The following is a 21126-nucleotide window of genomic DNA, read 5'->3' on the forward strand; positions in this document are numbered from 1 at the left end:
CCACAGATTATGCGAGGCGCAGGGTTTCACTCAGCGCCAGTTCAGCCTGACGGAATTTCGTCAGTGCCTGTTGCAAATGCACGGCATCAAACGGGTTCAGCGGATAGAATTTTTCTTCTTTACGCGGGCGCAGCATCACGCGAATTTTGTCCGCTGACATCCGTTCAAACAGATAGCTGGCAATATCGTCGTTCTCTTCGTCTTTCCATGACAGCAGCAATGCCGCCTGTTCGCCGCTGCGTCGGCCAATAAACTGCCCGTGCAACCACAGCCCTTCCAGTTCGCCATCTTTTTGCAGTTTTTTACCGCTGAACCATGGCGATTCAGCCAGCGAAACGAGGGATTGCGACGTGATTTCGCCGTGCAACTGGCGCCATTGCGGGCGGTTGTTATCCATCTGCCAGCAGGCCATGCCGAGATAATCGTTCAGTTCACGCCAGTCCTGCTCCAGCTTCTCCCTGAGTTCAGGCTCCTGCACATGCATGAACTGTTGCAGGCCGGTCGCCTGTTCGCCCAGCTTGTTATAGGCGATCACGGTCATGGTGCGGGGCTTACGGCGGAACGTGACCCACAGCAGCACTTTGGGGATACGGAAAGTGATGGCCTGAACGGTGAGTTTGTAACGATTGCCACGCGACATCACCAGGCCGCTGGACGTGCCCCGTTTGTCCTGATAATTCCTCACCAGGACCACGCTGTTCTGGCCCATCCAGCCCGTGACGTAATGTTCTTTTTCGCTTTCTGCCACGTCCAGATCCCGGACGATCTGACTGATTTTCTCGTTATCGAGTTGGGAGAGGGAGAGTGACTGATCGGCACTGTAGTAGCTTTTTTTCAGTGTGGCAGCGGCTGGCATAAAAGTATCCACGATATTGGTGTGGTTTACAGCTTACACCAAGTTGTCATACAGATTTCAGGGCTAACCCGCAAAATTTGAACGCCGTCGCAAACTGCTTGTGTTGTACTCTCTCCCTTTACTTACTCGGCATCAAACCAGTCACTGTTTTGTTCAGCAATGGGCGTAATGGTGGAAATCATTTCCTGCAAATGAATACGGATGGCTTTTTCTGCGGCGTCCGGGTCATGCGCTTGCAGTCCGTCAAAAATCGCATAATGCTGTGCAATCAGATTTTCCGGCGGTGACACTTTGCTGAGTGTCAGAAAGCGGACGCGATCCATTGTCGCTTTGATGTGCTCGACGGTTTCCCATGCCAGACGGCAGTCGATAATTTGTGCGATCGTGCGGTGGAACTCATCATCCAGTAGCAGGAATTCCTGCGTTTGCTGACGCTTTGCTGCCAGTGTCTGACGCTCAAGATTATGTCCGAGCAGCGCCAGATCTTTGTCCGTAGCGACCATGGCTGCACGGCGTACCACGGCGGTTTCAACGGCTTCGCGAATGAAACGTCCGTCAGCGACCCGTTTGGAGGAAATTTTCATTACATACGTACCGCGTTGCGGTAAAACCTGAACCAGTCCGGCTTCGGCCAGTTTGATAAAGGCTTCGCGAACCGGCTGACGGGACACATTAAAGCGTGTGGAAATCTCTTTCTCCGACAGGAATGCCCCCGGTGCGATGGCACAGGTGACGATGTCCTGACGCAAGGTGCGATAAATCTGCTGATTAACCGGCACATTACTGAGAAATTCAAAGGAGTCTGTCATGGGCAAAAGTTGTCTTTAAAGTCGGAAGACCCCAATACTAACATGAGTTTTCTGATGTTTTTGAGATTGTTAGCGCAAGGTTTTATCAAATTATTGGGAGTTTATATGCTCACGGCAATACAGCTTTTTGTAGGCCGCAGGGGTAATGCCCAGTAGTTTACGAAATACCCGACGAAAATACGCCACGTCGTTAAACCCCGTCAGGCGTGCCACGTCCGCCACATTGCCGGTATTGGCCAGTAGCAGTTTTTCTGCTGCCGCGACCCGTTGTTTATGCAGCGCCTCTGTCAGCGTCATCTGAAAGGTCAGGCGGAAAACCCGCCCGAGATAATCAGCATTACAATGCAGCCGTTCCGCCAGTTCAGAGGCTCCCAGCGGCAGATGGAATTGTGTCGTAATCAGCTGACGGGCTTTATAGGCCAGCGCCACGCCGGGGCCGCCCGGTTCAACATTTTCCGGCCAGGTGCGCGAGACTTCTTCTAGCAGCAAAAGCAGAAACAGATCCAGAGAATTACCGCCGCGTTCCTGTTCATATAAAAATAATCTGAACAGCGTTAGCAGCGTTTCGCGGTCCCTGACTTTACAATGTTGTGGAATATTCAGCTGTAAAGAGGGATTATTTTGCTGTGAATTATTTATTGCTATATCTTTCACAATATCAAAATGCAGCCAGTAAAATTTTAAATCAGCATCAAAGGTGGTGACGCCTTTATGTTCCCTGCCGGGAAATAACAATAGACTTTCTCCTTCGTGTAAATCAAAACGGCTATTTTCTTCCTGTAAAGACAATGAGCCCCGGACAACATAAATTAATTCATGCGAACTGAGTTTCCGGGTCGGATGTGTGCCTATTCCGCGGGAAATGAACAAACCGCCGTTTTGTACTTTCACCGGGATATTGACGGGAAACGTAAGCATTTCAGTCATTTTAAGGCACTCATCAGGCTGGATATACCTGACAGTAGCATAGAGAACATGCATCTCCAGCCAGGTTTAAAGAGGTTTTGATCTGCTTCACAGATTCTGATCGTGAGTCGGAATTGTCCCGTTTAACTACTTTATCCTCCTCTTGTTGGCATGAGGCCATTATGCCAGATTTATGGCGTACCTTATTTAAATCCAGGGCTGACACCCATAATTAGCCTTATTTATTGTGTTCCTACAGCTTATTAATAACGATATAAAAGCGAGGAAAAATAATGCCAACAGATTCAGTTAATACCGGTTCTGCAACGGTAAACGGAGAGAGCAGAATAACTTCTGCCCATGCCAGACTTTCGGTCAGTGAAAAAATCGGTTACGGATTAGGTGATGCCGGTGGCACGATAATGACCTGTCTGATCACCAGTTTTCTGACATTTTTTTATACCGATGTTTTCGGGCTGACGCCTGCTATCGTCGGTACGCTGTTTATTTCCCTGCGGGTGATTGATGCGATTTCCGATCCGCTGATGGGCATACTGGCTGACCGTACGCAAAGTCGCTGGGGACGTTTTCGTCCCTGGCAGTTATGGATTGCGTTACCTGTTGGCGTGATCGGGTTTCTCACCTTTACGGTGCCCGGCCTGAGTGGAGATGCCAAAATTGCCTACGCCTTCTTCACGTACTTCCTGCTTTCCGTGTCGTATACGGCAATCAACGTGCCGTATTGCGCACTGATTAACACCATGACCACCGATCATCGCGAAGTGATGTCTTGTCAGTCGTGGCGCTTTGTCCTGTGCGGTGTAGCGGGCTTTATGGTATCCGTCGGGCTGCCGTGGCTGGTACAGGTGTTGGGTAAAGGCAATGCGGCACTGGGATATCAGCAGGGCGTGGGGTTGCTGTGTGCGGTGGCGGTAGTGATGTTTCTGTGGTGTTTCTTCACCGTGCGCGAACGCCTGCCCCTTGCGTTGCTCGGGCAGTTCAGCGTTAAAGAACACATCCGCGGATTGCTGAAAAACGATCAGTTGTTGCTGGTTTTACTGATGTCTTTCCTGCTGATCAATGTGTTCAATCTGCGCGGCGGCGGCTACATGTATTTCATCACGTATGTGCTGAAAGGCGGGGCAGGCTACGCTTCGCTGTTCTTCGGTATGGTGACACTGGCTTCCATTTTCGGCGCGGTCATCGTCAATCAGCTGACCAAATTCATCGACAGCGTGCGGCTGTATATGCTGACAAATCTGGTACTGGCGGTGTTTTCCCTGATGCTGTGGTTTGTTCCTGCCGGTGAACATCACCAGATATTGTGGCTCGGTATCATCTTTGTACACTGCGTGATCCTCGGGTTCACGTTGCCGCTGCATTTTTCCATCATGGCGTTCGCCGATGATTACGGGCACTGGAAAAACGGTATCCGTTCCTCCGGCATGAACTTTGCCTTCAACCTCTTCTTTATCAAACTGGCCTGGGCATCCAGTGCCGGGATCATCAGCCTGGTCTTCATTCTGGTCTCTTATCAGGCTGGCGCAGAGCACCAGACTGCGGCATCACTCGGCGGGATCACGTTGCTGGAAACCCTGTTACCGGCGGCGATGCATCTGCTGCTGGCGGGAACGCTGATGTTTTGCAAACTCGATAACAAATTGCTGTCGCGGATGTCGCACGATTTAGCCGCAAAAATTTAATTTAACTTTTTCAGGAGGTTGTATGCCGTTTTCTCCGGTTGATTCTTTAGAAGTGCCTTTGCAAAAGGTGAATGTTTCCGATGCGTTCTGGCTGGAATATCAGCGTCTGGTGAAAGAGGTGGTGGTGCCGTACCAGTGGAAAGCGCTCAATGATGATGTCGCCGACGCCGAACCAAGCCACGCGATTGAAAATTTCCGTATTGCCGCCGGGCAAAGTGATGGTGAATTCTACGGTATGGTTTTTCAGGACAGTGATGTTGCTAAGTGGCTGGAAGCGGTGGCGTATTTACTGACGAAAACGCCGGATCCCGCGCTGGAGGAAACGGCCGATCAGCTGATTGAGCTGATCGGCGCGGTGCAGCAACCTGACGGCTATCTGAATACTTACTTCACCGTCAAAGAGCCGCAACAACGCTGGACTAATCTGGCTGAATGTCACGAACTTTACTGCGCCGGACATCTGATTGAAGCCGGTGTGGCTTATGTGCAGGCCACAGGCAAAACCCGTTTGCTGGAGATTGTCTGCAAGCTGGCTGATCATATTGCACATGTCTTCGGGCCGGGTGAGAAGCAGTTGCATGGCTACCCGGGACATCCGGAAATTGAGCTGGCACTGATGCGTCTGTATGAACAAACCGCCGAAAAGCGTTATCTTGACCTGACCCGTTATTTTGTTGAGCAACGGGGTACACAGCCGCATTTCTACGATATCGAATATGAAAAACGTGGAAAAACATCGCACTGGAATACCTACGGACCGGCGTGGATGGTGAAAGACAAGGCCTACAGCCAGGCGCATGTGCCGGTGGCCTTGCAGACAACGGCTGTCGGCCATGCGGTACGTTTTGTGTATCTGTATGCCGGTGTGGCCCATCTGGCGCGGCTGAGTCAGGATCAGGAAAAACGCGAAGTGTGCCAGCGAGTGTGGGAAAACATGACCCGGCGGCAGATGTACATTACCGGTTCTGTCGGATCGCAAAGCAGCGGTGAAGCTTTTTCTTCCGATTATGATTTACCCAATGACACGGCTTATACCGAAACCTGCGCATCGATTGGCCTGATGATGTTCGCCAACCGTATGTTGCAGATGGATCCTGACAGCCGTTATGCCGACGTGATGGAGCGGGCGCTCTACAACACTGTGCTGGCCGGGATGGCGCTTGATGGCAAACATTTCTTCTATGTCAATCCTCTGGAAGTGCATCCGAAAAGCATTCCGTTCAACCACATTTATGACCATGTAAAACCGGTGCGTCAGCGCTGGTTCGGCTGCGCCTGCTGTCCGCCGAATATTGCGCGTCTGCTGACATCGCTCGGCCACTATATCTATACCCAGCGCCCGGACGGTGTGGATATCAATCTGTATATCGGCAGCGATGTCGAAGCGTCAATTGGCGGAAAAGCGTTGCGGCTGAAACAGTCCGGCGGCTACCCGTGGACAGAATGCGTGCTGATTGACGTCGATACCGATCAGCCGCTGGAGGCGACACTGGCATTGCGTTTACCCGACTGGTGTGACAGCCCGCAGGTTTCGCTCAATGGTAATCCGCTGGCGCTGGCCAGCCTGACGCAACATGGATATCTGCGTCTGACCCGGACATGGCAGAAAGGCGATCGGCTTGAAATGATACTGCCGATGCCGGTGATACGTGTGAAAGGCAACGCGCTGTTGCGGCACGTTGCAGGCAAAGTGGCAGTGCAGCGGGGGCCGCTGGTGTATTGCCTTGAGCAGGCTGACAACGGCAGTGAGCTGCATAACATCCGCCTGCCGCATGATGCAACGTTCCGTCTGATTTCCGGCAGCGGACTGTTCGCCGGTAAAACATTATTGCAGGCTCAGGGCGGGCGCCGGGCATCCGTTCAGGCCAGTCAGCAGCCGCTTTATCACTATAATCCGCCTGTGGAAGACACTGTGCCGCAAACCCTGACCTTTGTACCGTACTTTACCTGGGCGAATCGCGGAGAGGGAGAAATGCGGGTGTGGGTGGACGAATAAAATCGCCATCCTGCAACCTGACTGAATATTGGCTGCGCTCCCCGTTGACGGGGAGCGACATCCACATTCAGACCATCAGCTGTGAGACAGCGTGGAGTCGGGCAGGTGTTTTGGCGGTTTAATCACGAAGAACACCAAAATAGCGCCCAGCGCGGCGACGCCGCCAGCGAGAATAAAGGCACTGTCAAAGCGTCCGGTGTTTTGAACAATGAAACCCGTCACGACCGGGCCGATGATACCCGAGACGCTGCCGACCAGATGAATAAATCCACTGGTGCCGCCGACTCGGGATTTATGCACCACATCCTGGATAATCGCCCAGTAAATCGCACCGGTCGTATACAGGAAGAAAATAGACACTGACATCAGGATGACTGCCGGAACCACGCTGGTGACAATCCCGGCGAGTGCGACACAAACAGCCGCAGCTAACAGGCTGACCACTAATATAATTTTACGCGACAGCAATAAGCGGCCGGTAATATTAAAAATTTTATCAGAAATATAACCACCCAATGCCAGGCCGACAAAACCCACAATCCAGGGAATAACCGTCGTCAGGCTCATCTCTTTAATATTCAGTCCATGTGCCTGTACCAGATAAGCCGGGAACCAGCTGAGGAAGAAAAATAAAATATAGTTGTAGCAGAAGAAGGCAAATGCAGTAACCAGAATAATCGGCTGACGTAAATAATACCCAAGACCGTGTGAAGCCTGCGCCATATTCTCTTCTTCACTTAAATGCTCATTCTTCATTTCGTCAACTAAATGCAGTTCTTCCGGTGAAACGCGTTTGCTTTTCAGCGGATTATCCGCAACCGTAAAGAACCACACCACCATCCAGACGATGCCGATACTGGCAATGACCATAAACGCCGGACGCCAGCCGAAGGAAATTGCCAGATACCCGACAATCGGCCCGGCCACTGCGCCACCCAGGGGAGAACCGGCACTGAGCAAGCCCATCGCGGTTGCCGCCTGTTTCTTCGGGAACCAGCCGTTGATCATTTTATTTGCCGAAGCACAAATCGGGCCTTCGGCCATGCCGAATAATACCCGTAAAATCAGCATGGAATAAAAGCCGGTCGCGATAGCGGTCATGCCACAAAATACTGACCATAAGCCGACAGCTAATCCCATCACCAGCGTCGGGCCGAATTTATCCACGGCCAGGCCACCGATAAAGTTAAATATCGCGTAACCAAAGAAGAAACTGCCAAATATCATGCCGAATTGCTCGGGATTAATGGTCAGTTCTTTTTCTATCATAGGCACAGTAATCGACAGCGCAACGCGGTCGAGGTAATTGATCATATAAACCAGAAACAGCAGGAATACGATGATCCAGCGTAGGTTCTTAAACATAGATGCGTGCTCCACTTGTAGGTGTCGTTTTAATAGTGTTGCGTTTTTATAGGTAGAATATGAGGTACGGCAGGCGGGAAGATATTTGAAACCTTCCCGCCTTGTTGCAAAAATTAACGCTAAATCAGAATGTCAGTAAAACCTTGCAGCAGGAACGCTGATCTTTCTCGAACAGCGTTAATGCCGCTTCTACTTCACTGGCGGGCATCCAGTGCGTCACCAGTTTTTCGGGCGCGATTTTTCCCTGCTCCATCCATTCAATAACCTGCGGGAACCGGTGACTGTTCAGGCGTGAAGAAAACAGTGAAATCTCTTTGCTGGTGATACTTTGCTGCGTGATCAGGCTCGGCTCGCCGGAGAAACCCATCATACCGATACGTGCTGCCGGAGACGCCAGCAGAATGGCCTCCTGTAAGATCGCCGGATGGCAGGCAGCATCGACGATAAGTGTCGGGCGTATACCTTCTGCAGCCAGCACATCAGTCACGCTGCGGTCGCTGTTATTGATGATCCAGTCTGCGCCACTTGCCTGCGCCATCTGCAACCGTTCGTCGATACGGTCAGCGACAATGACTTTCTGCACCCCGTAAACCCCTTTCAGCACCTGAATCACCGTCAGTCCCATCGGACCTGCGCCGTATATCAGTGCGGTATCCTGCGGTGTCGGTTTGAGAAATGCCGTGATATTCGCTGCGATAGTAAACGGCTCGACCATGCTGGCGAGTTTGTCCGGGATCACTTCCGGCACCACATAGGCGTTTTTCGCCGGTGCACAGGCGTAATCACTGAAACCGCCATCGCGGTGGACGCCGATAACCTGCAGTTCTGCACAAACATTCGGGCGGCCGATCGAGCACGGGTAGCAATGCCCGCAACTGACTACCGGATCGATCACCACACGTTCGCCGATACGTGCGGTATCGACGCCTTCGCCGGTGCTGTCGATGTGGCCGAAGAACTCATGGCCGATAACCCGCGGGTATTTCGCAAACGGATTGTGGCCGTGATAAATATGCACATCTGAACCACAGATGCCCGCATGACTGACCCGAACTCGTACTTCGCCGGCGGCAGGTACCGGCAAAGCACGTTGCTCGATGACTAATTTTCCAGGTTGCTCAATAACGACGCTGTTCATGTTTCGCTCCTTTACCAGTTCCACAACGTGCCGTCTTCCAGACGGGCCACCGGCAGATACGCCGGCTCGTACGGATATTTCGCCGCCAGTTTTTCGTCAAACTCAATGCCCAGACCCGGTTTTTCGCCCGGATGCATGTAGCCGTTGTCGAACGTCCAGTTATGCGGGAAGACTTCCAGCATTTGCTCGGAATACCCCATATATTCCTGTACGCCGAAATTCGGCACCCACAGGTCGAAATGCAGGGCCGCAGCCATACAAATCGGCGAAAGATCGGAAGGGCCGTGCGAGCCGGTGCGCACCTGATATAACGAGGCGAAATCGGCGATGCGGCGCATACCTGTTATGCCGCCAGCGTGCGTCAGCGTAGTGCGGATATAGTCGATCAGCTGTTCTTCGATAAGCTGCTTGCAATCCCAGATGCTGTTAAACACTTCGCCGACGGCAATTGGTGTCACGGTATGCTGGCGGATCAGGCGGAAGCATTCCTGATTCTCAGCAGGCGTCGGATCCTCCATCCAGAACAGGCGATATTCTTCAATGCTTTTGCCAAAACGCGCCGCTTCGATGGGCGTCAGGCGGTGGTGCATGTCGTGCAGCAGATGTTCATCGAAACCAAATTTATTACGCACGGCTTCGAACAGTTTTGGCGTGAAATCGAGGTATTTTTCCGTTGACCATAACTGCTCTTCCGGCCAGTTGCCTTTCGTCGCCGGTTCGTAGGCCAGACCTTTGCCTTTCGCCATGCCATAAGTGGTTTTCATGCCCGGTACACCGCATTGTGCGCGGATCGCCTTAAAGCCCAGTTCTTTATGTTTGGCGTAATCATCGAGTACTTCATCAACGGAATGACCGGTGGTGTGACAGTAAACCATGACGCCGGTGCGGGATGCGCCGCCGAGCAACTGGTACAACGGCATATTGGCGGCTTTGGCTTTGATGTCCCATAACGCCATGTCCACGGCAGAAATGGCAGACATGGTGACCGGTCCGCGACGCCAGTAAGCGCCTTTATAGAAAAACTGCCAGATGTCTTCGATCTGATGCGCATCGCGGCCGATCAGCTGCGGACACACATGATCTTTCAGATAGGATGCGACCGGTAATTCGCGGCCATTTAGTGTGGCATCACCAATGCCGGTCAGCCCGCTTTCAGTGGTGATTTTCAACGTCACAAAGTTGCGTCCCGGACAGGTGACAAAAACTTCAGCATTCACGATTTTCATCGGTTACGACCTTTTGCAGTAAAAGTAGGATGCATTTTCTTTGGTTATAAATACGCCTTTTGGTAACTACCATACAAGTATGTTTAGCGTTTTTTGCCGGAGAGGATCACACTTTGTGAGGGAAATGTTGCAGGGATTAAAAAGAAAACGCCTGCGGTTAACAGGCGTTATTTGGCAGGAAAAAGCGGAGACTATTCCGCCAGGCGCATAACTTCGTTCCATACCGCTTCATCGACCGGGATGCCCAGACGGCGGTTTTGTTCACGGTTAGATGCAGCGGTCTGGCCTGGATAACGGACATCGCGGCTGTTTTCGGCAGGTTCCGACTGGTTAACGTAGTCTGCGACGCTGTCGGCCATGCGTTCGGTGAATTCGGCACCCCCGAGTTGTGTCGGGTCAAATACCATGAAAATCTGGCTGGCACCGGTGCAACTGCCTTTGCCAATTTTGTCGATCTCATTGGTGGGTGATCCGGCCGATAACAGCGCGGCCATGGCATCCAGCACAATGGCCAGTCCGGAGCCTTTCCAGTAACCCGTCGGTAAAATACGCATAGAGGCTTCGATAGGGCCAGGATCGTCTGTGAGATGACCTTCTTTGTCGTAGCCGCCGGGGAAGGGCAGTTTTTCATTTTTCAGCCGCGTGACCTGTAATTTGCCGTAGGAATATTGCGACATTGCCATATCCAGTACGATCGGGCCTCTGGCACGGGGTACGGCCATCACGAACGGGTTGTTGCCCACTCGGGTGTTTTTGCCGCCCCACGCGGGCATGCAGGATTCAGTATTGGTCCAGCAAATCGCCGCCATGCCTTGTTGTGCCGCATGCCAGCCATAACTTCCGCCACGCATCCAATGACTGCTGTTTTTCAGCGCGACAATGCCGACACCGTATTCCTTTGCCATCTCTGCCGCTTTATCAACGGCAAACAAGGCATTGGTGATGCCGATACCGCGGTTGCCATTATAGATGGCGATGGCACCAAGGGATTTTTCCAGCTCCGGTTTGGCATGAATATCAATCCAGCCCTTATTGACGTAATCGACAAAACGCGCCACACGGTTCAGGCCATGGGATGAAATGCCGTCGCAACTGGACTCTGTATGTATGCGTGCGCAGGTACGTGCGCTTGCTTCATCAAGTCCCGCTTTTTGCAGGGCGTGAAAGATAGTCTGTTGCATCAGGCTGAATTCAATTCTTTGCATGGTCGGCTCCGGTTGAGAGATCATCTGGCGTGAGTGTGGATAATTCTTCCGTCTGGCTAAGAATATTATTATCACCCCAACATTTTTCGTATGGCCAGCCGGTCAGCTGTTCGGTAATTAAGCGGGTTTCCGGTGTGACATCATATTTACTGCCGCCGGCTTTCAGGCGCTCAATCTCATTGACCAGCAACGCATGGTTATGACGTGTCAGACGGAATTTCATTGAACTGTATAAACCCACCAGCAGGAAGATGACTGAACCTGTACCAAATACCAGCGTGATCCCGTACACGGCTTCAGCAGGTTGTGTTGCGCTTTTCGGGGTAAATCCGTAATGCTGTAATAACAGGCCAACCCCAAATAAAGCCACCGCCTGAACGGCTTTGCGTACGAAAGTCATGACGCCGGCGAATATCCCCTCGCGTCGTTTTCCGGTCAGCATTTCATCCACATCCGGAATAAAACTGTAAATATTCCAGCAAACATAACTGGTACCTGAACGGCCAACACCCATTAAAATGACGGAGAGATAAATCAGCGCCATATTAAACGGCAGTTGTAATAAATGGATGGCTAAAAACAACCCGACACTGGCTAACATAAATAACTGTGCGATACGGTAAGATGCGCCATTACCTAATTTCATGCACAGGAAAATAAACAGGGCGACACAGACAAACTGTACCAGTGTCATTAATGTCATGGCATTCGAGGCCGTCACGGCGTTTTGTCCGAGGACAAAAATAATGTAGTAGGCCAGCACTGCACCGAGTACGTCGAGAGCGACATAACCGCCCAGATACATCCCCACGTGCTGACGGAAGGTGCGTACTTTCATCGTCGAGATCAGGGATTTAAACAAATGTTTCATGTCGCGGCGAAAAGAGAGTTTTGGCGCGGCGACATCAACCGGGATCGGGCGCTCCCATGTGTAAAAGTAAAGCATCAGGATCACCACGGCAAACAGTACGCCGAAAATGACGCCCATAATCAGAAACGATGATGATGAATCTTCACCGAGATAGGCAATTATCCGACCCGGTAACCAGGCGGCTAATATCGCGGCGCCGGTAGAGAAAAACATTCTCACGCCAGTCAGTTTGGTGCGCATTTTAAAGCTGGAGGTCATTTCCGCTGCCAGTGTTTCATAAGGTACAATGGCCAGCGTATAAGCGGCATAGAATAAAATATAAGTGAGCAGGTAATACCAGAATCCCATGCCGCTGACCCACATAATAATGTAGGTTGCCATAATCAGCGGAGCACCAAATAAGAAGAAGAAACCTCGGCGGCCGTATTTTTTACCCCACGCATTACGGTAGAAATTATCCGTGACATACCCCATAAGCGGATCGAAAAAAGCGTCCAGCAGGCGTGCTGTAGCAATAACGGCACCGGCCTCTGCGGGACTTAATCCGGCATAGGTGGTATAGAAAAACATTATCCACAGACCCAATACCGCAAAACATCCTCCGCCGAAGAAATCTCCCCCGCCGTAGGCCAGCATATTTTTTACCGATATCGGTCTTTCTTTATGATGATTAATCATACTACCCCTGCATTCCGTCACCGGATAAATAAGAGTCGTAAAAAGAAATGCGTCGTTTGTGCCCGCAGAAGTTCATAAATGAAGTATTCAGCGACATCGGCCACGTAAAATTAAGTAATGTATATCTACCATACAAGTATGCGAAACGGGTTTTATCGGACCAGATCACAAAAAGGAGAGCAGAATTCCTCTGTACTGCAAGACGGATCACAGTACAGAGAATGAACAATGAGAAGGGGGGATATCAGCCGAGCAGCTCACACTGAGGGGGTAAACGGCACTGAATGGCACCAGTCAACACCTCAATATGGAACTGTTTACCGGTCAGCGGTTCGCCGTCAAGGTTGAAGGTCATGTCGTGGGGCGCGGTGATGTCGAGCCATGGCAGGCTGACGGAAACGATATTTTTGTTTTCTTCATTATTGAGCAGGCTGCGCAGGAATGACGGCAGCAGCTCTTCTGACGTCAGAAGACGGAGCTGCAGCAGGCCGTCGTTGATCAATGCGTCCGGGCAAATCTGTTGTCCGCCACCGGCCTGGCGGCCATTACCGATGCCGATCACCAGCGCATCGCCTTCCCACTGAAAATCCGGGCCTGTGATTTCGCAGCGATCCGCTTTGAGCGTATCCAGACGTAAAAGCCCGTGGATGAAATACGAAACGCCACCCAGTGCCGCTTTCAGTTTTTCCGGAGTTTCTGTGGTGATGCGCGTCCCGAAGCCGCCGGTGGCCATATTGATAAAGAAATGCTGACTATTGACGCGTGCCAGATCGATAGCAACAGCGTTGCCTTTTACCGCCAGCTGTAGTGCCTGCTCAGGCACCGGGGGGATATTGCAGGCGGTAGCGAAATCGTTCGCCGTCCCCAGCGGCACAATTCCCAGCGCCGGCTTTACACCGTTGAGTTGCGCCAGCGCACCCGCCACTTCGTTAATTGTGCCATCACCGCCGCCGGCGATCACGGTTTCACAGCCAAGACCAACGGCTTCGGCGACATAACGAGCCGCATCACCCTGCTCCCAGGTGACCCGTACATGCAGTCTGACGCCTTCGTCACGCAGTGCGCTCACCGCCTCGCGCAGTTCTTCGATGGCGGCCCCTTTTCCGTTTAAAATCAGCAGTGCTGTGGTCATGTATGCTCCTTTTATCTATACATAACAACAATAGATGATTGTGACCGTATTTGGCTATCGGATAAATCAGTGAAGCGTTCTCTTTGGTATTAAATAATTTCAGTTAAAGTCATTCAATAAAATACTTATTTATCTGCAAAAGATATTTTATTTTTTTAGGGAGGAAAGAGATTATTTGTTTGATGAATGGAAGTACAAGAAGTTGCCCGAATATTCAAAGAAAAGCCAGCTCAAGGGAGATTGAGCTGGCCAAGGAGGTGGTTCCTAGTGTAGTCCGGTGCTTTATTTTGCATTCGAAGTAAATTGCGAATGCATATTAACCAGCCACTCTAAAAATAGATGTGATCGAATTCTTATTTTCGAAGAATTCCTTATTTTGAATGCGGATTCCGGGTGTCGGTTTCTTGCAGATTACGCAACAAAATAGCGAATTCCAGGCTGACATCTTCCGGCAGTGCAACATAAACGAAGTGGCCATTACCCGGTGCCACGTCGGTCGGCTGACCTTTTTTGTTGCGTAACGCGTCGAGTGTGAACTGAACGTTGCCCTGCGGCGTCATCATTTCCACGCTGTCGCCGACGCTGAACTTATTTTTTACGTCGATTTCTGCCCAGCCATCTTTACGGTTACCGGTAAATTCACCGACAAATTGCTGGCGGTCACTGACCGAGAAACCGTATTCGTAGTTCTGTTGTGCGTCATGTGTATGACGGCGCAGAAAACCTTCGGTATAACCGCGATGCGCCAGGCCTTCCAGCGTTGACAGCAGCGTCGGGTCAAACGGTTTTCCGGCCACTGCGTCGTCAATGGCACGGCGATAAACCTGTGCGGTGCGGGCGCAATAATAGAAGGATTTGGTACGGCCTTCTATTTTCAGCGAATGTACGCCCATTTTAGTCAGGGTTTCCACATGCTGAATCGCACGCAGGTCCTTAGAATTCATAATATAAGTGCCATGCTCATCTTCAAAAGCACTCATGTATTCACCCGGACGCATCGCTTCTTCCAGCATAAATACTTTATCCGTCGGCTGGCCGATGCCTAACGTGGGTTCTGCGGCTTCTACCTGCTGAACCGGGATCGGTTCGTATTGGTGCACGATGTTGCCGATGGCGTCTTCTTTGCCTTCCTGAACTTTATACTCCCAACGGCAGGCGTTGGTGCAGGTCCCCTGATTCGGATCGCGTTTATTGATATAACCGGAAAGCAGACAGCGGCCGGAATACGCCATGCACAGTGCACCGTGCACGAAAATTTCTATTTCCATGTCCGGCACCTGAGCACGGATTTCAGCGATCTCTTCAAGCGACAGCTCGCGGGACAAAATGACGCGCGTCAGCCCCATTTGTTTCCAGAATTTCACTGTTGCCCAGTTCACGGCGTTAGCCTGCACCGAGAGGTGAATATCCATTTGCGGGAACGCTTCGCGTACCATCATGATAAGGCCCGGATCGGACATGATCAGGGCGTCCGGTCCCATATCTATCACCGGTTGTAAATCACGGATAAAGGTTTTGAGCTTGGCGTTATGCGGGGCGATATTGACCACCACATAGAATTTTTTACCCAGGGCGTGGGCTTCGTTAATGCCTGTTTCCAGGTTCTGGTGGTTAAATTCGTTATTACGCACACGCAGGCTGTAGCGGGGCTGGCCGGCATAAACCGCATCAGCACCGTAGGCAAAAGCATAACGCATATTTTTCAGGGAGCCGGCAGGGGACAGCAGTTCCGGAACAAAAGAATCGCGGGTAAACATAGTCAATCTCAGTCTGATCACAAGTCAGGGCCGTCCCGGATGCGGGGCGACGAAAGGTCAGAATTGTAACGTCTGAGTTGTTTAAAAGCAGCCAGTTCGTGTGGGTATTTGAAGTTTTACCGGGGCAGATCAATTTTTGGATCCTGAGGTTGCAGCAGGAAATGTAGCAACCTCAGGATAACGAGGTCAGGCGATTTGCTGGATGAGATCACGGATCTCCGGGCTTAGCCCGTTTTTGATAACGGACAGCACCCCTTTTTTAGCGGTGCGGGGTGCGGTGTACATCTCGCTTATGGCAATGACCTGATGATTTTTTGCTTTCAGGACAAAGTAAAACTGCCCGTCTTTCGTGGGTTTGATCTCGTACTGGGCTTCTTCTGAGACGTTGTTTTGTACCGATAAGATGCCGTTTTCCGCTGATGCTTTGCTGGCATACATTTCACTGGTGAGAAGAATCTCTCCGTTACCGGCTTTAAGGATAAAGTGATATTGCCCGTTCCTCGCCTTAATCAGCTCATAGTGGCTATTAGCCATAAAGGTAATCTCCATAAGAGGGGTTATTTTTCAGAAATAAGTGTAGTTAATGGAGACTTTTTCGCGGCGATAGCGGAAATTTAAGGTATGAAATGTGAGCTGGCCGACAGACTTCCAGTAACTTTACAAACCTGAGTTGCCGGCCCGAAGAACATTAAACTAAATGGCAAGGCTCCGCTTCCCAACGGTAACCGACGCCGTATACCGCGCGGATAAATGCCTTTTCACCATCAAGTGATTCGAGCTTACGGCGCAGGTTTTTGATGTGGCTGTCGATGGTGCGATCCGTCACAACGCGGTAATCGTCATAAAGATTATTGAGCAGCACTTCCCGGGTAAAGACATAACCGGGTTTCACAGACAGGGTTTTTAGCAGACGAAATTCCGCCGGAGTCAGCTCAAGTTCGTGTCCCTGAAAAGTGGCCTGAAAGCGAGCCTCATCAATATGCAGGCCGGTATCTTTTGTCACGTGCTCATCCGGACGCACACAACGGCGCAGGATAACCTTCACGCGCGCGACCACTTCCCGCGGGCTATAAGGCTTACAGATATAATCATCTGCGCCAATTTCCAGCCCGAGCAGACGGTCAATTTCTTCCGTTTTGGCAGTCACCATCATGACCGGCACATCGGAGAACTGGCGGATGTCACGGCATATCGTTAAACCACTGCTGCCCGGCAGCATCAGATCCAGCAGAATCAGTGCCGGGGGCTGGGTTTTAACCAGCGTAACCACGTCGTTGCCGTCGGGTAACCACTGCGTGGCATAACCTGCCGCTTCGAGATAATCAATCAGTAACTGGGCGAGTTTAGGCTCATCCTCCACGATCAGGATTTTCAACGGCGCAGGGCCGGACAATGCAGAGTCGTTCATTCAGTTTCTCGGGCCATGTGGGACAGAAAGAGGCAGGACGACCGTAATGCGTACGCCACCCGCCGGGGAGTGGCTTGCGCTGATCTGCCCGCCGTGGGCTTCGACGATATTCTGGCAAATTGCCAGACCTAAACCCGAGCCGCCGCTGGCGCGGTTACGCGAGCCTTCGGTACGGTAAAACCGTTCAAAAATACGGATGAGCTGCTCATCGCTGATGCCCGGCGCGCTGTCCTGGAAAATCAGATTCAGCGTTTTTTCACAGATTTCTCCCAGGATTTCCAGGCCGCCATTCGGATCAGTATAGCGCAGGCTGTTTTCCAGCAGATTATTGAAAAGCTGCGACAGCCGCTGCGGGTCACCAAAGACTTCAGCACTTTCCGGCAGATGGCTGTTGAGCGTTAACTGTTTGCTGTGGAAACGTTCACGCGAGCCGGCCTCGGCCAGTTGTAGCAGATGTACAACGTCGGTATCGACTTTGCGATAAGCCAGCGCACCGGCATCTGACAGAGAAAGCTGATGCAGATCATCGACCAGTTTGGTCAGAATCGCCACTTCAGATTGCAGCGATTCCAGTGAACCGACGGTCATTTTACGCACACCATCCTGCATGGCTTCCAGCTCACCGCGCAATACCGCCAGCGGGGTGCGTAACTCATGGGAAATATCTGCCATAAATGCCCGGCGCATCTGTTCGTTTTTCTCCAGCGTCATTGCCAGCTGGTTAAAGTCCTGCGCCAGTTTCCCCAGTTCATCTTCACTGTCGACTTCCACGCGGGTGCTGAAATTTCCCGCAGCAAGCTGATGGGTGCCATTAACCAGCCGTTTTACCGGCGCGAGCATACCGCGAGATAACACCCAGGTTACGACGGCGGCCAGCAGTGCGGTAAAAGCGACAATCATCCAGCTGGTGCGGCTCTGCTGACGCTCGAAGTTGATATCGGCATCGCGGGTCAGGCGCTCAGCGGGCGTGGAAATCACTGAACCGATGATCACGCCATTGACGGTCATCACGCGACGCGGCCCTTGCAGATCGGGCGGGACCGGTTGATCGTAACCGCCGATCCGGCGATCGTGACTGTCGAGGATCCAGAATTTTGTCCGCCAGCCCTGTGGCGGCATTTTCGAACTGCTGTTTTGTTCAAATGAGCGCATCAGCTGGTAGATCAACCGATCATTTGTTTCCAGAAACTCCCAGCTGCCATGCTGCTTGTATTGCTCCTGCAACGTGTCCGCTAACAGTTCGACGCGCTGTTCGTTGCTTTGGCGGATATAGTCAATAAAGCCTCTTTCGAAGCTCATCCGCACGCCCCAGTTCATGATGATCAACACCAGTGCGCAGGTACAAAAGATGGCCATAAACAGCTTGGCGGTGATACCAGGTTTCATGATTTTCTCATCGGATCGGGGGAAGCGGCCGCCGCACGACGCCGGTTAATGATGGCGTTTTTCTGCCTGTCAGGCGGCACTTTGGAAAATACCCAGGCAGGCAGGGCAATCACCAGCGCCATCGACATATAGCAATACAGAAAAGCGGTGTGCAGGGTACTGCTGTCAGGTGTCATTGCTTGCTGGTGTGCGAACAGGCCAATCAGTAAACCGGCAACGCTGACACCGAGGCTCATTGACAATTGCATGATCATCGACAGTAAGCTATTGCCACTGCTGGCAAGGCGTGGCGGTAAATCTTTAAGTGTCAGGGTATTCATCGACGAGAAGCGCAGCGAGTTCACCATTCCCTGGAAGAACAGCACAATCGGGATCATCCATACGGCGCCGTAAATCGCCACCAGCGGAAAAATCAGGGTAATCAATGCCAGCAGCAATGTGGCGCTGACCAGTGCCGAACGATAACCCAGCTGATTAACCAGCCGGACCACCACGCGTTTCATCCCCATGCTGCCCAGCACCATTGGGATCATCATCAGTCCGGCATGGAAGGGCGTAAAGCCCATCCCAAGTTGCAGGAAGACCGGTGTCATAAACGGCAGCATGCCGCTGCCGATACGCCCCAGCAAGCTGCCGGTCAGGCCAATTTTAAAAGACGGTGTATGGAACAGGCGCAAGGAAAACAGTGCTGAAAGATTACCGCGAGCATGTAACCAGTAAATGCCCAGCGCGGCACCACCGGCGATGACCAGTAATACGATTTCCAGCGCCGTCAGCCCCATGCTGCGGCTGCCTTCCAGCGCCAGCGTCAGCGTGGCCATACACACTGCCAGCATAACAAACCCGCTGATATCAAAGCGCCGGGTTTGCATTTTATAGTTCGGCATGATCATTAATGTGGCGATGCATCCGGCCAGACCGACCGGCAAATTGATCAGGAAAATCCAGTGCCAGCTTGCATATTGCACCAGAAAACCGCCTAACGCCGGGCCCAGTAACGGGCCGACCTGACCGGGCAATGTCACCATTGTCATCGCTGCCATGTATTCGCTGCGCGGGACAATTTTCAGCACTGTTAGCCGGCCAACAGGCACCATCATCGCGCCGCCAATCCCCTGAACGATGCGTGACATCACCAGTTCGCGCAGGCTTTCCGATTGTGCGCACAGCAGCGAACCGAGCGTGAACAGCACAATGGCTGAAAAAAATACCCACTTAACCCCGACTTTGTCCGCCAGCCAGCCACTCGCCGGTAACATCACCGCGACCGTCAGCACATAAGCCACAATGACCGAATGCATGTGCAGCGGATTTTCACCCAGACTGCGGGCCATCGACGGCAGGGCAGTATTAACGATCGTAGTGTCAAGGGCCTGCATAAAAAAGCCAAAGGCGACGATCCATAATTGCCAGCGAACTGAAGCTGGCAGCGGCGTGGAAGGAGGTAAAGTGTCAGTGTTTTCAGATTTCATGAGTCATCACATCAGCACAATCATTGTTGCGGTATTTCAGGCGGGAATTAACCTGCAGACCGGCTTACAGTGTAGCCAGAATGTTTCAGCAGAAAATGGAGGAAATAAGGAGAGTCTTTCCCATTTTTTGACAATACTTCTGACTATAAAGAATAGCTTTCAGCCTGACATTTTATATCAAAATGCTAAGGTTGACCTTTGACCATCAACCGTTCGCATGCAAAGTAAGTCTGATCTGAGCGTTTAAAAGGGAGATAATGATGAACAAAAGAGAACTGGGTCGTACAGGTATCCAGGTGCCGCCGTTAACCTTCGGTGGCAATGTATTTGGCTGGACCGTCGATCAGGCAGCCTCGTTTAACCTGCTGGATGCCTTGCTGGATCATCAACTGAATTTCATTGACACAGCTGACGTCTATTCGAGCTGGGTTGAAGGTAATAAAGGGGGCGAATCCGAAACCATTATCGGTAACTGGCTGAAAAAAACCGGTAAGCGTGACCAGATTATTCTCGCCACCAAAGTCGGAAAACCGATGGGTGAGGGAAAAGTCGGGTTGTCGCCACGCTATATCAAAGAGGCGGTAGAGGCCTCGCTGAAGCGTCTGCAAACGGATTATATTGATTTGTATCAGTCACATGATGACGATGCCGATACACCGCTGGCTGAAACCATGGCGGCGTTTGACCGGCTTATTAAAGAAGGGAAAGTGCGTGCCGTTGGGGCATCCAACTACAGCGCACCACGTCTGGTTGAAGCGCTGAAAGTCAGTCAGGAAAACGGACTGGCGCGTTATGAAACGCTGCAACCGCAATATAATTTGTATGACCGTAAAGTATATGAAGAAGCGCTGGAAAAAGTCGTGACGGATAACGGCTTAGGTGTCATCAACTTCTATGGCCTGGCAGCCGGTTTTCTGACCGGGAAGTACCGTACCAGGGCCGATGCAGGGAAGAGTAAACGCGGTGAAAGTGTTATTGCGCGTTGCCTGAATGAGCGTGGCCTGAAAATACTGGCCGGATTGGATCAGGTTGCCGGTAAGCATGGTGCTCAGCCGGGACAGGTAGCACTGGCCTGGCAGATTGCCCGTCCGGGTATCACTTCACCGATTGTCAGTGCGACCTCTCTGCAACAGCTAAACGAACTGGCGCAGGCTGCGACCCTGAAGCTGGATGAGTCTGATATCAGGACGTTAAATGATGCCAGTGCCTGGTAAGTCC

At 51.7% G+C, this 21126-nt stretch carries 17 protein-coding genes; 3 read left to right on the forward strand and 14 right to left on the reverse strand.

What is annotated here, in order from left to right; translation table 11 throughout:
• Nucleotides 1–7: 7 nt before the first annotated feature.
• The 3 genes from J1781_RS16290 to J1781_RS16300 all read right to left on the reverse strand — a co-directional run bounded on the left by J1781_RS16290 (nucleotide 8) and on the right by J1781_RS16300 (nucleotide 2592).
• A complete protein-coding gene (locus J1781_RS16290; RefSeq protein WP_217233890.1) occupies nucleotides 8–856 on the reverse strand; it encodes a hypothetical protein in 849 nt (282 codons plus the stop codon).
• 122 nt (nucleotides 857–978) lie between these two features.
• Entirely contained in the window at nucleotides 979–1665 is a 687-nt protein-coding gene (locus J1781_RS16295; protein WP_129952165.1) for a GntR family transcriptional regulator, read from the reverse strand.
• Between the two features lie 90 nt (nucleotides 1666–1755).
• The gene (locus J1781_RS16300) at nucleotides 1756–2592 is read right to left on the reverse strand and encodes an AraC family transcriptional regulator (protein ID WP_217233891.1); all 837 of its coding nucleotides are present in this window, start codon (nucleotides 2590–2592) and stop codon (nucleotides 1756–1758) included.
• Nucleotides 2593–2864: 272 nt separating this feature from the next.
• Here J1781_RS16300 and J1781_RS16305 point away from each other — a divergent pair, with 272 nt between their 5' ends.
• A complete protein-coding gene (locus J1781_RS16305) occupies nucleotides 2865–4274 on the forward strand; it encodes an MFS transporter (protein WP_129952167.1) in 1410 nt (469 codons plus the stop codon).
• Between the two features lie 22 nt (nucleotides 4275–4296).
• Entirely contained in the window at nucleotides 4297–6270 is a 1974-nt protein-coding gene (locus tag J1781_RS16310) for a glycoside hydrolase family 127 protein (protein ID WP_217233892.1), read from the forward strand.
• A 75-nt stretch (nucleotides 6271–6345) separates the two neighbouring features.
• On the opposite strand, the gene J1781_RS16315 is transcribed toward J1781_RS16310, so the two are convergent.
• The 11 genes from J1781_RS16315 to mdtD form a co-directional block, all read right to left on the reverse strand.
• Entirely contained in the window at nucleotides 6346–7635 is a 1290-nt protein-coding gene (locus J1781_RS16315; protein WP_217233893.1) for an MFS transporter, read from the reverse strand.
• A 124-nt stretch (nucleotides 7636–7759) separates the two neighbouring features.
• On the reverse strand, nucleotides 7760–8773 hold the full coding sequence (locus J1781_RS16320; protein WP_129952170.1) for a Zn-dependent oxidoreductase: 1014 nt from the start codon (nucleotides 8771–8773) through the stop codon (nucleotides 7760–7762).
• A gap of 11 nt (nucleotides 8774–8784) precedes the next feature.
• Nucleotides 8785–9999, reverse strand: a complete 1215-nt coding sequence (gene rspA, locus J1781_RS16325; RefSeq protein ID WP_129952171.1) for a starvation-sensing protein RspA — start codon at nucleotides 9997–9999, stop codon at nucleotides 8785–8787.
• A gap of 191 nt (nucleotides 10000–10190) precedes the next feature.
• A complete protein-coding gene (gene yiaK / locus J1781_RS16330) occupies nucleotides 10191–11204 on the reverse strand; it encodes a 3-dehydro-L-gulonate 2-dehydrogenase (protein WP_129952172.1) in 1014 nt (337 codons plus the stop codon).
• Nucleotides 11191–12753: an MFS transporter gene (locus J1781_RS16335; RefSeq protein WP_217233894.1), complete on the reverse strand. Its 1563-nt coding sequence runs from the start codon at nucleotides 12751–12753 to the stop codon at nucleotides 11191–11193. The genes yiaK and J1781_RS16335 overlap by 14 nt, the downstream gene beginning before the upstream one ends.
• A gap of 244 nt (nucleotides 12754–12997) precedes the next feature.
• A complete protein-coding gene (gene yegS, locus J1781_RS16340) occupies nucleotides 12998–13885 on the reverse strand; it encodes a lipid kinase YegS (protein ID WP_129952174.1) in 888 nt (295 codons plus the stop codon).
• 371 nt (nucleotides 13886–14256) lie between these two features.
• The gene (trhP, locus tag J1781_RS16345; protein ID WP_129952175.1) at nucleotides 14257–15642 is read right to left on the reverse strand and encodes a prephenate-dependent tRNA uridine(34) hydroxylase TrhP; all 1386 of its coding nucleotides are present in this window, start codon (nucleotides 15640–15642) and stop codon (nucleotides 14257–14259) included.
• Between the two features lie 186 nt (nucleotides 15643–15828).
• Nucleotides 15829–16176, reverse strand: coding sequence for a YegP family protein (locus J1781_RS16350; RefSeq protein WP_217233895.1), 348 nt, complete (start codon nucleotides 16174–16176; stop codon nucleotides 15829–15831).
• 154 nt (nucleotides 16177–16330) lie between these two features.
• Nucleotides 16331–17050 (reverse strand): envelope stress response regulator BaeR, encoded by a 720-nt coding sequence (gene baeR, locus J1781_RS16355; protein ID WP_129952177.1) that lies wholly within the window; start codon nucleotides 17048–17050, stop codon nucleotides 16331–16333.
• Nucleotides 17051–18436 (reverse strand): envelope stress sensor histidine kinase BaeS, encoded by a 1386-nt coding sequence (gene baeS, locus J1781_RS16360; protein ID WP_217219594.1) that lies wholly within the window; start codon nucleotides 18434–18436, stop codon nucleotides 17051–17053.
• Nucleotides 18433–19908, reverse strand: a complete 1476-nt coding sequence (gene mdtD, locus J1781_RS16365) for a multidrug transporter subunit MdtD (protein ID WP_129952179.1) — start codon at nucleotides 19906–19908, stop codon at nucleotides 18433–18435. The genes baeS and mdtD overlap by 4 nt, the downstream gene beginning before the upstream one ends.
• A 260-nt stretch (nucleotides 19909–20168) precedes the next feature.
• On the opposite strand from mdtD, the gene J1781_RS16370 reads away from it, so the two are divergent.
• On the forward strand, nucleotides 20169–21122 hold the full coding sequence (locus J1781_RS16370; RefSeq protein WP_129991779.1) for an aldo/keto reductase: 954 nt from the start codon (nucleotides 20169–20171) through the stop codon (nucleotides 21120–21122).
• Nucleotides 21123–21126 lie beyond the last annotated feature (4 nt).

This window comes from Rahnella perminowiae, from assembly GCF_019049695.1.
Lineage (GTDB): Bacteria > Pseudomonadota > Gammaproteobacteria > Enterobacterales > Enterobacteriaceae > Rahnella > Rahnella perminowiae.

What these genes read in the sequence shown, in the direction of transcription:
- rspA (WP_129952171.1), bottom strand. Translation starts at nt 9,999, where the DNA reads ATGAAAATCGTGAATGCTGAAGTTTTTGTCACCTGTCCGGGACGCAAC.
- J1781_RS16335 (WP_217233894.1), bottom strand. Translation starts at nt 12,753, where the DNA reads ATGATTAATCATCATAAAGAAAGACCGATATCGGTAAAAAATATGCTG.
- trhP (WP_129952175.1), bottom strand. Translation starts at nt 15,642, where the DNA reads ATGTTTACCCGCGATTCTTTTGTTCCGGAACTGCTGTCCCCTGCCGGC.
- baeS (WP_217219594.1), bottom strand. Translation starts at nt 18,436, where the DNA reads ATGAAACCTGGTATCACCGCCAAGCTGTTTATGGCCATCTTTTGTACC.
- J1781_RS16300 (WP_217233891.1), bottom strand. Translation starts at nt 2,592, where the DNA reads ATGACTGAAATGCTTACGTTTCCCGTCAATATCCCGGTGAAAGTACAA.
- baeR (WP_129952177.1), bottom strand. Translation starts at nt 17,050, where the DNA reads ATGAACGACTCTGCATTGTCCGGCCCTGCGCCGTTGAAAATCCTGATC.
- J1781_RS16295 (WP_129952165.1), bottom strand. Translation starts at nt 1,665, where the DNA reads ATGACAGACTCCTTTGAATTTCTCAGTAATGTGCCGGTTAATCAGCAG.
- J1781_RS16370 (WP_129991779.1), top strand. Translation starts at nt 20,169, where the DNA reads ATGAACAAAAGAGAACTGGGTCGTACAGGTATCCAGGTGCCGCCGTTA.
- J1781_RS16315 (WP_217233893.1), bottom strand. Translation starts at nt 7,635, where the DNA reads ATGTTTAAGAACCTACGCTGGATCATCGTATTCCTGCTGTTTCTGGTT.
- mdtD (WP_129952179.1), bottom strand. Translation starts at nt 19,908, where the DNA reads ATGAAATCTGAAAACACTGACACTTTACCTCCTTCCACGCCGCTGCCA.
- J1781_RS16290 (WP_217233890.1), bottom strand. Translation starts at nt 856, where the DNA reads ATGCCAGCCGCTGCCACACTGAAAAAAAGCTACTACAGTGCCGATCAG.
- J1781_RS16310 (WP_217233892.1), top strand. Translation starts at nt 4,297, where the DNA reads ATGCCGTTTTCTCCGGTTGATTCTTTAGAAGTGCCTTTGCAAAAGGTG.
- J1781_RS16320 (WP_129952170.1), bottom strand. Translation starts at nt 8,773, where the DNA reads ATGAACAGCGTCGTTATTGAGCAACCTGGAAAATTAGTCATCGAGCAA.
- yiaK (WP_129952172.1), bottom strand. Translation starts at nt 11,204, where the DNA reads ATGCAAAGAATTGAATTCAGCCTGATGCAACAGACTATCTTTCACGCC.
- yegS (WP_129952174.1), bottom strand. Translation starts at nt 13,885, where the DNA reads ATGACCACAGCACTGCTGATTTTAAACGGAAAAGGGGCCGCCATCGAA.
- J1781_RS16305 (WP_129952167.1), top strand. Translation starts at nt 2,865, where the DNA reads ATGCCAACAGATTCAGTTAATACCGGTTCTGCAACGGTAAACGGAGAG.
- J1781_RS16350 (WP_217233895.1), bottom strand. Translation starts at nt 16,176, where the DNA reads ATGGCTAATAGCCACTATGAGCTGATTAAGGCGAGGAACGGGCAATAT.